Source organism: Paenibacillus oenotherae (genome assembly GCF_019443105.1).
Lineage (GTDB): Bacteria > Bacillota > Bacilli > Paenibacillales > Paenibacillaceae > Paenibacillus_Z > Paenibacillus_Z oenotherae.
Genome location: NZ_JAHZIJ010000026.1, coordinates 14,179 through 27,555, shown reverse-complemented (window position 1 = coordinate 27,555; position 13,377 = coordinate 14,179). Strand labels below are relative to the sequence as shown.

General features: G+C 51.1%; 11 protein-coding genes. 2 read left to right on the top strand and 9 right to left on the bottom strand.

Going from position 1 to position 13,377, the window contains the following annotated elements:
* Positions 1 to 43 precede the first annotated feature (43 nt).
* The 4 genes from K0T92_RS22765 to serS all read right to left on the bottom strand — a co-directional run bounded on the left by K0T92_RS22765 (position 44) and on the right by serS (position 5,530).
* Positions 44 to 1,336: a DUF4129 domain-containing protein gene (locus tag K0T92_RS22765; RefSeq protein ID WP_219874818.1), complete on the bottom strand. Its 1,293-nt coding sequence runs from the start codon at positions 1,334 to 1,336 to the stop codon at positions 44 to 46.
* Complete coding sequence (locus K0T92_RS22760; RefSeq protein WP_219874816.1) at positions 1,333 to 2,427, bottom strand: DUF58 domain-containing protein; 1,095 nt, start codon at positions 2,425 to 2,427, stop codon at positions 1,333 to 1,335. Before K0T92_RS22760 ends, K0T92_RS22765 begins: the two co-directional genes overlap by 4 nt.
* Before the next feature lie 49 nt (positions 2,428 to 2,476).
* Positions 2,477 to 3,433 carry an AAA family ATPase gene (locus K0T92_RS22755; protein WP_219874812.1) on the bottom strand — a complete coding sequence of 319 codons (957 nt, stop codon included), beginning with the start codon at positions 3,431 to 3,433 and terminating at the stop codon, positions 2,477 to 2,479.
* An 816-nt stretch (positions 3,434 to 4,249) separates the two neighbouring features.
* Entirely contained in the window at positions 4,250 to 5,530 is a 1,281-nt protein-coding gene (serS, locus tag K0T92_RS22750; RefSeq protein ID WP_219874810.1) for a serine--tRNA ligase, read from the bottom strand.
* Positions 5,531 to 5,911: 381 nt separating this feature from the next.
* Here serS and K0T92_RS22745 point away from each other — a divergent pair, with 381 nt between their 5' ends.
* Complete coding sequence (locus tag K0T92_RS22745; RefSeq protein ID WP_219874808.1) at positions 5,912 to 6,607, top strand: YukJ family protein; 696 nt, start codon at positions 5,912 to 5,914, stop codon at positions 6,605 to 6,607.
* 115 nt (positions 6,608 to 6,722) lie between these two features.
* Here the strand turns inward: K0T92_RS22745 and K0T92_RS22740 are convergent, their stop codons facing one another.
* The 3 genes from K0T92_RS22740 to K0T92_RS22730 form a co-directional block, all read right to left on the bottom strand.
* Positions 6,723 to 8,531 carry an ABC transporter ATP-binding protein gene (locus K0T92_RS22740; protein ID WP_219874806.1) on the bottom strand — a complete coding sequence of 603 codons (1,809 nt, stop codon included), beginning with the start codon at positions 8,529 to 8,531 and terminating at the stop codon, positions 6,723 to 6,725.
* A 43-nt stretch (positions 8,532 to 8,574) separates the two neighbouring features.
* Positions 8,575 to 10,323, bottom strand: coding sequence for an ABC transporter ATP-binding protein (locus K0T92_RS22735; RefSeq protein WP_219874804.1), 1,749 nt, complete (start codon positions 10,321 to 10,323; stop codon positions 8,575 to 8,577).
* A gap of 402 nt (positions 10,324 to 10,725) precedes the next feature.
* Positions 10,726 to 11,241: an ADP-heptose synthase gene (locus K0T92_RS22730; protein ID WP_219874802.1), complete on the bottom strand. Its 516-nt coding sequence runs from the start codon at positions 11,239 to 11,241 to the stop codon at positions 10,726 to 10,728.
* Positions 11,242 to 11,431: 190 nt separating this feature from the next.
* Here K0T92_RS22730 and K0T92_RS22725 point away from each other — a divergent pair, with 190 nt between their 5' ends.
* Positions 11,432 to 12,424 (top strand): YpdA family putative bacillithiol disulfide reductase, encoded by a 993-nt coding sequence (locus tag K0T92_RS22725; RefSeq protein WP_219874800.1) that lies wholly within the window; start codon positions 11,432 to 11,434, stop codon positions 12,422 to 12,424.
* A gap of 79 nt (positions 12,425 to 12,503) precedes the next feature.
* Here K0T92_RS22725 and K0T92_RS22720 read toward each other — a convergent pair whose 3' ends face one another.
* Positions 12,504 to 13,025, bottom strand: coding sequence for a hypothetical protein (locus K0T92_RS22720; RefSeq protein ID WP_219874798.1), 522 nt, complete (start codon positions 13,023 to 13,025; stop codon positions 12,504 to 12,506).
* Positions 13,026 to 13,075: 50 nt separating this feature from the next.
* The gene (locus K0T92_RS22715) at positions 13,076 to 13,363 is read right to left on the bottom strand and encodes a hypothetical protein (protein ID WP_219874796.1); all 288 of its coding nucleotides are present in this window, start codon (positions 13,361 to 13,363) and stop codon (positions 13,076 to 13,078) included.
* Between the last annotated feature and the right edge of the window lie 14 nt (positions 13,364 to 13,377).

Sequence of the window (13,377 nt, the reverse complement as noted above, 5' to 3'; positions counted from 1 at the left end):
AGCTCTACTTAGAATGACCGCTTTGATGGATAAATATGTATGGCTATTGCTCCGGCTTTTCGTCGATCAACTGCTGCAGCTTCTCATCTTTAACCTTCCTCGCGCCATAACGGACACCCATATATTGCTCCAGCAATGTCTTCACCCATACAGCATGCCCGCTGCTTCCGCTTGTGGCGATCAGCTCTCTGCCATTCTCTTGCGGTGTAAAATGAGGCTTGAATACATATCCGCCCTTGATTGCCCTGCCCAGCCATTGTCGGTACAGGTAGCGGATGCGGGATTCATTATCCTGCAGATCCTTCCACTTTATCCGCGGCTGCTTATTTCTTCCCGACAGCCATACACGTATTCGCTTGGGCTTGCTAATATCCTCGATCTCATCCACGTAGCCAGCCGCAACAGTAATACGCTCCCGCTGCAGCATCTGCTTCCAAATGTCCTTTAATGCCTTCCATAGCTTAGGCAAGTGACGAATGTAGCGCACAATAATGAATAGCAGGACTAGAGCGAGAATTCCCGTGAAAATATACAAGATCAAATCCCATGGTATGTTGAGTGTCGTTCTATTCTCAGTGGGCAGCTCCAGCTCTTGCCGGGGCATAGGAGCAGGAGTAACCTCGGCCGGAGGCTCCTCCGTTGGCTCCATCAGTTGCCAGCTATTCAGCCAATTCTGAAACGCATTCCACAAAGCCGTAAACAACCACTGCAACTGGTACGTAAACACAATAAGGACTGAGACAACGATTATGATAGCGACGAACAGGCGATTCTGCCTTTTGACCGTTTTCTCCACTCTGGGCATATGCTCATTCGTAAGCGATTCCGTATTTACATAGCTCTTGTTGATCGCATTTAGAGTCAATACGAGCGATAACAAGCCAAAGCCGAGCAGCGGCCATTTGAAAGGCTGAAACGGCTCCATCCAGCCGAATACGATCGATACCGTAAAATAAGTGAACAATCCCGTTCCGTACTGCCACGGATAGAATCGGGTTGACCATAGGTGCACAGCCATCATTTGGCCCCGATACATGCCAGCTGCCGCTGTAATGAACGTTACAATTCCGATGATCGAGATTCCGTATACAGACATTCCGTACAGAGCAGCAGCAACTATGCTAATCAGCATAATTGCCGCCGGATGATGGAGCGACAGTAGACGATTCAACCGATAACCGGCCGGATAAGCGATCAGCATCGGAAGCAGCCACAGCCATCCCTGATCGGCAGGCAGCAGATAGACCTGCAGAAGTATCGCAATCGGCAGATAGAGCACCATTTCTATGGAGCCGCGTACCATTACGAGCGCGCTTTCGCGCATGACTCCCATCATGCTGCACCACCTTCCTGCTGCGGAATCGGGAGCAGATCGACGCCATGCCCTGCGCTTCTTAGCTTGTCGATCGCCAGCTCGATCCCCTCCGATACGAAAGCGGACACAATAACAATGTCATACCGTTCCCTGTAACGTTCAGATATCTCGTTCAACAGCTCAGAACTAGTAATAACTGGTGATATGACCAGCTTCGCCATTTGCTCGAAAATATAGAACATATGGTCTTGCCCGGACTCCATATCCACCATAACAGTCTTGCCGGGAATATCCATATGATGGCCATTGGTGGCGAACCCCGTCTCCATCCCTTGCTGGGACGCATACTGGACTAGCGCTGCCGCATATCGTATGCCGCGTTCGATTATTGCTGTATCCTTGACCGTCGTCCATACATTGGGATGATCCTCTACATTAAGAACAACGAGCAGTTTATAATCGGCTGTATAATCTCTTCTGTGTACCTGAAGCTCGCCTGCACGCGCGGTTGCGCTCCAGTTGATCGATTTCATCGAATCGCCTGGCATGTAATCGCGGACACCCGTAATATAGAAGGGATCGTCGACAATCCAGCGGCGAACGGACACATCACCCTGCCAGCTTCTGGAGGGCAGATTAAGATCAGAAAGGTCTGCCGGCCTTGGATAGACCACTATCTCCTCTTCAAGGGGGATTCTGATCCATTTCTTATATAATCCGAACAAATCCCCGAATGTTAAAGCCGTGCTTTTCAACCGGTAACAGCCCCGCATGTTGCATTGCACATTATGGCGGCGGGTCAACTGCTTATTCCCCATCAAGCTGAAGAAGCTCTTATGATTCTGATAATAGCTCCCGTCACTGACATCGAAATTATGCTGGCTTTCGAACTTGAGACCTGTATGAATCTGGGATTCTACACGCAGCCATGGAATGGGAAGCATCTTGCTGTTAACGAGACGCTCCACCATTTCGACCCGGTCGCCTTCGAAGCAGTAAGCTTTATTGAATGACCGCTCATATGCAAAGCCTTTCAAGCTGAATAGACGGAATATAAGAACCTGAATGAGGATCACAACTATTGCACTAATAATAAACCAATGAATATTCATGAATCGCTCCCTCTCCTTTCTCTCATCAGACTTCTGATCGATGACAGGTTTATCTCAGAGGGGCATCGGCAGGAACCTCCACCGACCGCATGACAGATTCCAGCAGGCTCTCTGCCGCATCCGACCTAAGCCGCTGCGAGCTGCGAAGCGTGATACGGTGAGCGAGAGCGGGCACAACCATTGCTTTCACGTCATCAGGTATGACATAATCGCGGCCCTGCAGCGCTGCGTATACCTGGCATGAGCGAAGCAGCGCCTGGCTCCCGCGCGGACTTACGCCTAGTGCGGCATCCGGATGTGTGCGCGTCGCCTCTACAATGGCGAGTATGTAGCGAAGCAGATCCTCGCTCACTTGAATTTGGAGAACGGCCTTCTGCGCTTCCGCGATATCCGCAGCATTCGCAACGGGCTGGAGCTGTTCAAGCGGATTATCCGACATGAAACGCTTCATAATATGGAGCCCCTCTTCCGAGGAAGGGTAGCCCATCTTGATCTTGAACAGGAAACGGTCTAGCTGCGCCTCCGGCAGAGGGAACGTTCCCTGCTGCTCGACCGGATTTTGCGTAGCGATGACGAGAAAAGGCTTCGCCAGCCCATGCGTTGTCCCGTCAATCGTCACCTGGCGCTCTTCCATACATTCCAGCAGACTGGATTGGGTACGCGGGGTTGCCCGGTTGATCTCATCTGCAAGCACAATGTTCGTAAATAAAGGCCCTGGACGGAATTCAAATTCCGACAGCTTCTGATTATAGAAATGAATGCCGGTAAGGTCGGAAGGCAGCAGGTCGGGCGTAAATTGTATGCGCTTAAATGAACAATCAAGTGATTTTGACAGCGCTTTCGCTATAAGCGTCTTTCCAGTGCCCGGAACATCCTCAAGCAGGACGTGGCCGGAGGCAATGATAGCTATAAGCAGCTTGTCGATTATATCTTCTTTCCCTACGATTACTTTACTGACATTCGACCGGATCTGGTCCGCCAATCTATGTACCGATTCCAAGCTCATTTCCTGATACCCCTCTCTATTTCGCATTAATGGTATGAAATGTAATTACATAAACCAAAGTATACCCGTTGATAAAAGAAAAGGCTAGACTCATTTTTGACAGTTCAATTGTAATATATTGATGGAGTATGGACTGCTCGCGGTCATCCGCGCTGCCGCTGACCTATGAGAAAATGGTACTGGCGTGACTAAAAATTTAGGGGCTGTCCGAAAACGAATGTCGAAAACACACCCCCAAATCTTATAAAGAAGCCTCCAATTCTGAAATGCAGACCAACTGTTGGACGGTGTCTAACAATTGGGCTGCATTTCTTCCTGAGTCAATGAGGTGTGGAGGCTTCAATTTTGTTTAAGACGTGGTTTATTAGACGACGAACATGCCTGCGTAAATGCAGCTTTTCTCTCGTTCCAGCCTGCTAAATGCGAAATGCCTGCCACAGTGCAGGCATTTCGCCGTAATTGGCTCTAGTGGGTCCATTCGGTCAATTATTCCTGCTCCAACGCAGGTATTTCACCTCGTAAGGGTACTTTTAACCGAAATTCATGCACTTTCGCAGGCTTCCTGCACTTCACTGCATTTCACTGCACTTCACTGCATTTCACTGCACTTCACTGCACTTCACTGCATTTCACTGCACTTCACTGCACTTCACTGCACTTCACTGCACCTTACTTCACTGCTCCGCAGTGGCCAACCACCGTCATGCAGCGCCACGCCAGAGCTGGGAGATACATATAGAGCGATACCGAATCATGAAGTCATTCACTGCCCCCAAAGATAGAAAATCTTATGGAGCAGCCTCTAATACAAGCCCCCTAACGGCAGTGCAGTTCCTTTATTCCGTTCATATATGGCCTGAGCGCTTCCGGGATATAGACCGAGCCATCCTCCAGCTGGTGGTTCTCAAGCAGTGGAATAAGGATGCGGGGACTCGCGGCAATGGTACAGTTCAGAGTAAAGGCATATTGCAGCCGTCCATCGTCATCCCGATAACGAATCCCGGCGCGTCTTGCCTGGAAATCCAGAATCGACGATGCCGAATGCGTTTCTCCATAGCTGTTGCGGCTGGGCATCCAGGTTTCAATATCGTACTGCTTGTAATTTTTCTGCGACATATCGCCTGCGCATACTGCAACGATGCGATAAGGCAGCTCCAGCTTCTCCACAAAGGTCCTGGCATTCATCAGAATCCGCTGCAACAGCTCCTCCGCCAGCTCCAAATCCGCTCGGCAAATAACGACCTGCTCCACCTTGGCAAAGGCATGAACTCGGTACAAGCCATGCACATCACGGCCTGCCGAGCCAACCTCGCCCCGATAGCAGGCACTTGCCGCTGCCAGCAGTTCTGGCTCGCTCAAGTCAAGCGTTTCACCGCTGTAATATGAGACAAGCGGCACTTCCGATGTGCCGGCCAGCCATTTGTCCTCGCCATCGATCGCATAGGTTCCTTCACGGTTGTCCGGGAAGAATCCGGTAGCAACAAGCGTCTCCTCCCGCACCATGATCGGAACATCCAATAAGGTAAAGCCTTGCTCCTGGGCGATATCAGCGGCAAGCTGCTGAACCGCGCGATGAAGCAGCACCCCGTGATTTCGAAGCACATACTGCCTAGTTCCGCCAATCTTGACACCACGAACGAGGTCAATCAGATCAAGCGTCTCTCCCAGTTCAATATGACTCCTAGGTTCAAAGTCGAACACAGGCGGCTCCAAATATTTCATCACTTCCACATTATCATGATCAGATGTCCCCTCCGGCGTATCGGGCGAAATCAGATTCGGAACGAGCAGCAGGAGTCTCTTATACTCTGCTTCCAGCTCCCTCAGCTCGGCTTCCTTTCCCTTCAACTTCGCAGCCAGCTCTCCGTTGATCCTCTTCTCCGTGTCCGCTTCGCCCCTGCGTCCGTCTCTTAACAACTGTTCAACGGCCGCCGATCCCCGATTGCGCTGAGCGCGAAGCTCCTCCGTCTCTGCAAGCGCCCTTCTTCTTCGCTCATCGACCGCAAGCAGCTCCTCTACATCGAAGGTCAGTCCTTTGCGGACAGCCGCTTCTCCAATTTCCTTCCGCCTCTGCCTGATCATAGCAATGTCTAACATGGTCAGCACTCCTCCCGAGTATATAACAAAATACGCGCTCACCCATCCCATATAAGGGACGAGGAGCGCGCTCGCGGTGCCACCCAAATTAGCCGGCAGCAAGTGCCAACTCTCTTGATCCGCCTGTAACGGTGCGGTTCCGGAATACTTAGAGGACTACTGCTGCCTGAATCAGCCGAACAGTCCCGATCGCAACGCCTCCGAGTTGGATTCTCTTCACAGGCATGATCGCGTATGCGGTTATTAGTCGTATTGTAGCAGAGCTTCCGGCTATCTGCAATCCCGAATGTTAGTTCCAGAATAATTTACCTAACATGAATCGCACGAATCTAAGAAACAGTATTAATGTTTGAATTCAAAACAAAAACAGGGGGTACCCGTATGCCAATTAAAGGTTATGGTGTTCTAAAAGGAATAGCAATCGACGGTAAGGATGAACGCGACAATTCCACACCTCATTATCAAATTAGAATGATCGGAGAAGATAACACTGACTATAGAATTGCCGTTAATGTCATGTCGAGCTCTCATGAATCTGAAGTATTATACTTGGTCGACGAACAATATGATGCTTCCTCGATAACCATTTTGCCTACAATGAGCAACGGGTTTACCAGAATCACGAAAGACAATAGAGATATTGCGCTGGATTATGTCAGAGGGGAATTGTTTGACCCTTCCAAAATGGTGCCGCTCCCGCATGACAAATCAGGCCCGGATAATGATTTGAATGATAAAATCCAGAAGTATATTGAAAAAGCGATTAAAGAAAAAGCCATCTGTTATGTTTATGGATCAGAATGGGGACCAGAAAACAACAAGCCTGATAAAATATTCGGTTTTGAACCCGGCCGCGGTGTCCACAATGTTCATATGAATCAAGGAAACGAGGGACGTTGGAAGGGTGACAACGGTTCGTGGCAAGATGGTGGAATACTGATCCAATTTAAAGATAAATGGGTGGCTATATTCTTGGCATTCTTATCGCAATCATGGTGCACGAATGAGAAAGGGCATTCTACAGAATCATGCAGCCATACGGATGTTAAAAAAAGAGAAGCCGTTCCCGCTAGATAGAAAATTCAGTAAAGCGAGTGCAGCCTATCAATATCAGACAACTCGCTTTACTTTTTTTTGCTCAAATTCGGACTCTCTCCCCCAACTTCCGAGGCCGCCAGCCCATTCCTCCACCTTACGCCCCTGTCTTCACAGCCAAAGACTGCTGCATCTCGTACTGCGTCATATACAGCTTCTTATATACGCCATCTTGCCCCATCAGCTCCTCATGACTGCCCTGCTCGGCGATGCGTCCATCGCGAACGACAAGAATGAGATCGGCATCGCGGATCGTTGATAAGCGGTGAGCGATAATGAAGGCCGTCCGTCCTTCCAGCACTTTGTTCAGAGCGGCTTGAATATGCTGCTCCGTCTCTGTATCGACGCTTGACGTTGCTTCGTCTAGAATCAGAATTCGCGGATCGGACAGAAGCACCCTGCCAAAGGCAAGCAACTGCCGCTGGCCTACGGACAGCTTGGAGCCGCGTTCCTCCACCTGAGTCTGATATCCATCGGGAAATTGCGACACAAACTGGTCGATGCGAACATGATGGGCAGCCAGCTTCAAAGCTTCGTCCGTGGCATCTTCATTGCCGTAACGCAAATTCTCCTCAATCGTCCCTGAGAATATAAAAGAGTCCTGCAGCACAATGCCGATCTGCCTGCGCAATGATTCCAGCGTCACTTCCTTAACGTCCTGGCCATCGATTCTAATCCTGCCCCCGGTCGCATCGTAGAAACGCATCAGCAGATTAACAATGGTGCTCTTGCCCGCGCCCGTCGGCCCGACGAGAGCTACGCGCTGCCCTGGCTTCACATGAAGCTGGATGCCGGATAATACTTCCGGTTTGTCCTCCCCGTACCGGAAGGACACGTTGTCAAAAACAACCTCGCCCTGTATAGGATCCATTGCCTTGGCGTTGGAGCGATCCTTGACCTCAGGCTCGGTGTCAAGCACCTCGAAGATCCGTTCCGCCGAGGCCATAGCCGACAGCAGCTGGCTGTATACCTTGGACAGTGCGCTGATCGGCCCCCAGAAGCGCCATAGATAATTGATAAAAGCCATAATAAATCCCAGTGTCAGCGTCTCGTCCATTACTCGCATCGCACCGAACCAGACGACGATACAGGTTCCCAGCATACCGATCAATTCTACGAGGGGCCATACCGTATTCTCCAGTGTAGCCGCCCGCATATAAGCCTGCTTGTTATTCGTATTCAAGGTATCAAACCTGCCGTTGTTCACCCCTTGCCTGGAGAAGGCCTGGATGACCCGAATGCCTTGAATCGTTTCATTCAGATTGCCGTTAATGGCTGACATCGTCCTGCGGGAGCGCGAATACGCGCCTTCAATTCTTGGCTGCAGCTTGACGACAATCAGATAAAGAAAGGGCATCGTTGCAAAAGACAGCAGCGCAAGCTGCCAATCCATCCACAGCAGAATCGCTACAATCCCGAACAGATGCGTAACTTCCATTACGATTGTAATCAGTCCGCCATTAATCAACTCGCCGATCGCATTCGTATCATTCGTAATCCGCGACATAATTTTGCCTGCCGGCCTGCCGTCGAAGAAACGAAAAGACAACGTTTGCAAATGATTGAACAATTGCTGTCTCAGGTCGAACAGAATACGCTGTCCGGTAAAATTAATAAACCGCGTATGCAAATAGCCAAGCAGCCAGCTCACAAGCCGAATGGCCAACAGGCTGAATCCGATCCAGTGTATGACGGCAAAGTTCCCTTCCCTGATCCCCTCATCGATGATATAACCGAGCAGCAGGGGCTCCGCGAGACTGAGCGCCATATTAACCAAGACGATGACAGCCACAAAGGCCAGAACCTTGCGATACGGCAGCAAATATCGAAACAGCCGTTTCATGTATGCTTTATTAAAGGGCTTCTCCTCCAGCTCGTTGTCGGAGTCCCATTCCACCTGACTCATGCCTATCCCTCCTAATCAACCAACACTTGCCTTTATATGAGCACTATCTCGCAGCAGCGGCATCCTGCATCTGGAACAGATTGCGGAAGAACCCATCCTCCTCGAACAATTCCTTATGTGTTCCTTGCTGCACAATTCTGCCATTGTCGAGCACGATGATGCGATCTGCCCGTTTCACAGAGGACAGCCGCTGCGCAATAATGAATGTTGTACGCCCCTTCATGACTTCCAGCAGCTCCTCATGAATGGCCGATTCCGTCGCTGTATCTACGCTTGCCGTCGCCTCGTCGAGCACAAGAATGGGCGGATTCATCAGAATCGCCCGTGCCAGCGCGACCCGCTGACGCTGCCCCCCTGACAGGCCGACACCGCGCTCGCCGATCAGCGTATCATAGCCGAACGGCATCGTTTCAATGAACGCATGGATTTGGGCTTTGCGGGCTGCCCACTCGATCGCCTCCTGCGTCGCATCCGGAGCGCCATAAGCGATATTGTCGCGGATCGATGCGGAGAACAGGAATGTTTCCTGCGGAACGATACCGATCTTCCGGCGCAAGCCGTCCAGATCATAATCGCGGACGTCCGTATCATCGATGAGCAATCTTCCTCCGCTTACATCATAGAAACGGGACAACAGCGCTATCAAGCTGCTTTTGCCAGAACCGGTTGCCCCCAGCACTGCGACCACTTCACCCTGCCGAACCTTCAGGCTAATGCCTTCAAGCACCCCTTTGTCCTTGGTGGCATCCTGATCGGGAAAATGAAAGGAAACCTCCTCGAACACAACATTCCCTGCAATAGAGTCGGCATCGGCACCGCCACCCGCAGGAGAGGCGATTTCGACGGAGGAATCAATCACCTCCAGCACTCTCGGAGCTGCTTTGATGGCCTGCTGCATAATGTTGATCTGCCAGCCGAGCATGTTCAGCGGCCATATAATCCCCCATACGTACCATTGAAATGCCATGAACGTACCCAACGTCATCTCGCCGCGGGCTACAAATATAGCGCCGAGCCAGATCATAAGCAAGAAGACGAGGCCGCCGTAGAAGCCCATAAGCGGAAACGCATTCGCCTCCAGCTTTGCACGCTGCATATTCGTCTCAAAGTTCTGCTCATTGCGATCCTTGAACTTGCCTTCCTCTTCCCGCTCCCTGGCGAATGCCTTCACGACTCGAATACCCGATATATTCTCCTGGAGAGTAGTAGTCAGCCTTCCCATCTGCTCGCGGATCTGCCCCCATGCCGGACCAACCTTGCGATTGAATTTCCACAGGACGAACAGCAGCAGCGGTATCGTTGACATGCTGATCAGTGTGACCTTCCACTGCATGAAGAACATGACAATTATCGTTCCAATGAATGTCAGCAGACCAAGAAGCATCATAATAGCTCCGAAGCCGATAAAATTTTTGACGGCCTCAATATCGCCGGTCATGCGCGACATAAGCTGCCCCGTCTGTGCCTTGTCATAATAACTGAAGGACAGCCGCTGCAGATGGTTATACAGATCCTTGCGCAGCGCGAAGACGACGTTCTGCCCCACCAGCTCTTGCGAGCGTCCCTGAATGAACATACCGATGCTCTTGATTACCTGTATGCCAGCCAGCGACAGCGTTAAGGCCAGAATGACGCTAATATTTTTGTTCGCGATTCCCTTATCGAAGATTTCCTTCAGCAGCCAAGGCGCCAGCAAATCGATAAAGGTCCCGAGCAGCAGCAATCCGAATGCGGTCGCTACCAACTTGGCATTGGGCCGCAAGTACTTCGTTAGACGAAGCATAACTTTCATTCTCTCTCTCCTCCTCAAAGTCCAGCCAAGCAGCCTCGCCACCCGGAATGGGAGAACTGCAGCGAACTGATGTTGCAAGCGGCGGACATATTGCCCTGCACTGGCAATAGCCGTACTCATTATTCCAGCAACAAAAAAGGGAGACTCCGAGCCAATAGGCTCAAAGTCTCCCTGTACATGCAATAACGCAGCACATAGCAGCTACGTCTTGCGCAAGAAGTTGGGCCGATGGAATGAATAATGACGTTGATTGCGTACATCAAAAGTGAAATTAAACATATCCATCGTCCCTCCTTTCATTGTTTGTTTTCTGGAACATCCAAAGTTTATCACTACATCCAATAATTGCGCAAGGGGTCGTGAGAAACTTTTTTCGGCAGCATGCCTCTATTCCCGTCACATCTACATGTCCGTCGAAGCAATGCCTTCCTCGACCGCAAACTCATAATCCTCAATATCGTACACCTGAACGGGAACCTCCGCTTCGATCAGCCGATCCTGAAACTCGAACTGATCCGACAGCAGCGGGACATTCAGCTTCAACGACGTAAGCAGCAATTCCGTCTCGATCGGGTCGAAATAATCGCCGTAATGGGCATTGTCTATCGCGTGCACGACTGTAAATTGTATGGTGTCGCTCAGCAGCAGCGGCGAGCTTTCCCGCCACGGCATTTGGAGCGCGCGCTCGATCTTTTTGCGGTTGAAGGGATCTTCGAAGAAGCCGATCAGCTCCGCTATCTTGAGCTTCACATGCTCGTTGTCCTCCGGATCGTCCATTACTGGATCTGTACCTTCCTTCATCTCATACAGCTCCATAATCGTTGAATACGGCAAGACAAAATCGACTGGACGGCTTGGTACGAGTAAATGTCCATAGGTGGCCACCATTACGGCTTCAATAACAAAACGTCGTCGCATTCTATCTCCCCCCTATACCATACTAGCAATATCAGCTTATTATACATCATTCTGCCGCTCGTACACAGAGCCAATTGCCTGTCCTTGCATAATAGAGGTGCAGGAACTGACCGGACGAGTATGGTAGAATAGTGTTGTCTGCTGTATAGGAACGACTTGTGATTACTGAAGGAGGCGCAGAATAGAAGCTATGAATACCGAACAAATTATCATCATCGGCGCAGGACCCTGCGGACTTGCCTCTGCCATTGAATTGCAATCCATTGGGCTGAATCCGCTCATTATTGAGAAGCGGAACATCGTCCATTCCATCTCCCAATATCCGACTTATATGCACTTCTTCAGTACGCCTGAGCTGCTGGAGATCGGCAATATTCCCTTTACTACCGCCAATGATAAGCCATCCAGGCTGGAAGCACTTAATTATTACCGCAATGTTGCTCTGCGCAGCAAGGTGCGTGTCCATGCCTACGAGACTGTCAAGCATGTATCACCGCTTAGCGGCGGCGGATTCCAGCTTATTAGCGAGGACCGTTATGGCGAAGCATTAACTTACCGCGCACCCGCCGTCATCGTGTCAACAGGCTACTTCGATCATCCCAACGAGCTCGGCATACCGGGCGAGCAGTTGGATAAAGTAAGCCATTTCTTCCGTGAAGCCCATCCCTATACCGGTACGAAGGTTGCCATCATCGGGGGCAGCAATTCCGCGATTGACGCTGCGCTTGAGCTGGAACGGGTCGGCGCGGATGTTACCGTTGTTTACCGTGGCGACAGCTATTCACCGAGCATTAAGCCTTGGGTGCTGCCTACATTCCAAAGCCTTGTCGGCAAAGACAGAATCGCTATCCGCTTCCAGTCGCGAGTAGTCGAGATCGGGCCACGCACCGTTACAGTTGAGAACGGGGATGGCCGGGAGCAGCTTGCGAATGATTTCGTGCTTGCGCTGACCGGATTTCATCCTGACCGTGATTTTCTCACTGCAATGGGCGTGACGATAGAGACTGAGGGCTATCCAACCTTCAACGATGCCACGATGGAGACCAATGTGCCCGGTATCTATCTGGCCGGAGTCGTCGCTTCGCGCCGGGAAGCGAACGAGATCTTCATCGAGACGGGCCGTTTCCATGGCCGGAAGATCGCTGCTCATCTCGTGGAGTCAGGATATGTCCTTCCCGAATAGATCAGGATGCCAGCCAAGCTTAAAGAGGCTTTGACGCCCCCATTGGGTGGGGCATCAAGGCCTCTTTAGCAGCGAGCCGCTATCCACGGCTCGCAATAGCTGTGCGATCCGCACCGCTGAACGTGATCACGGTGTCCACCTTCTGCAGTCGAATATATTCGTTATTCTCCAGTTCCGTCCGAAAGTAAGCGAACATATAGACGGCTTCGTAGAAGGACAAGCCAGGATAAACAGCGATACTCTGATTGGAAAATTGATTATCAAGCAGCACCTGCCATTCCCCGTTTCGCCTGCCCTTGTCGATGTCGCTCAGAACGTGGCGCTTGGTGCTCATAATGCCATCGAATTCCTTCCATATGTACGTCCATGATGGACTAATCCTTCCCGGATCTGGCAGCATTATGCGCGCCTTGTGCAATAACGCTTCTGCCAGCTCGCATTCCTCCTCCTCATACCTCCGCAGATACTCACGGCATTCATCCAGGAAACGGCGTACGGCCGTAAATCCCTCCCGGCGCAGCTGCTCTCCCAATGCGGCCGCTTCATGCTCAGAATCCAGCTCGGCTAACTGCACGAAATATTCACTTTGGGTCGTTTGCAAATTAGAGCCTCCTTCCGGCGGCGGAGCCAATGTCCGGTTGTTGACACGGGTTATCCTTTATGAACCGTGATCGTTCCATCACGCTCCAGCGTCAATTGCCGCCTGGGATCATTATTCAGCTTCACGTTGAACAGCTTCAGCCGCTCCTCCCTCACCTCAAGAGCCTCCCAGCCCGCTGCCTGCTCCCGCCCGGCCGCAGCTAAAGCATGATCCATCATACGCTCCGCTGTTTCCTTATCTTCCCACCAAAGCGCTCCATAATACGCAATATCGTACACGTTGCGCAGTGTCCCGCAAGCAATCTCCCCCGTAGTACGGTGCCTCAGCACAATTGGCATCGCTTGTTCACACT

Excerpts from the sequence above, each read along its gene's own strand:
- K0T92_RS22765 (WP_219874818.1), bottom strand. The coding sequence starts at position 1,336 with ATGATGGGAGTCATGCGCGAAAGCGCGCTCGTAATGGTACGCGGCTCC.
- K0T92_RS22760 (WP_219874816.1), bottom strand. The coding sequence starts at position 2,427 with ATGAATATTCATTGGTTTATTATTAGTGCAATAGTTGTGATCCTCATT.
- K0T92_RS22755 (WP_219874812.1), bottom strand. The coding sequence starts at position 3,433 with ATGAGCTTGGAATCGGTACATAGATTGGCGGACCAGATCCGGTCGAAT.
- serS (WP_219874810.1), bottom strand. The coding sequence starts at position 5,530 with ATGTTAGACATTGCTATGATCAGGCAGAGGCGGAAGGAAATTGGAGAA.
- K0T92_RS22745 (WP_219874808.1), top strand. The coding sequence starts at position 5,912 with ATGCCAATTAAAGGTTATGGTGTTCTAAAAGGAATAGCAATCGACGGT.
- K0T92_RS22740 (WP_219874806.1), bottom strand. The coding sequence starts at position 8,531 with ATGAGTCAGGTGGAATGGGACTCCGACAACGAGCTGGAGGAGAAGCCC.
- K0T92_RS22735 (WP_219874804.1), bottom strand. The coding sequence starts at position 10,323 with ATGAAAGTTATGCTTCGTCTAACGAAGTACTTGCGGCCCAATGCCAAG.
- K0T92_RS22730 (WP_219874802.1), bottom strand. The coding sequence starts at position 11,241 with ATGCGACGACGTTTTGTTATTGAAGCCGTAATGGTGGCCACCTATGGA.
- K0T92_RS22725 (WP_219874800.1), top strand. The coding sequence starts at position 11,432 with ATGAATACCGAACAAATTATCATCATCGGCGCAGGACCCTGCGGACTT.
- K0T92_RS22715 (WP_219874796.1), bottom strand. The coding sequence starts at position 13,363 with ATGCCAATTGTGCTGAGGCACCGTACTACGGGGGAGATTGCTTGCGGG.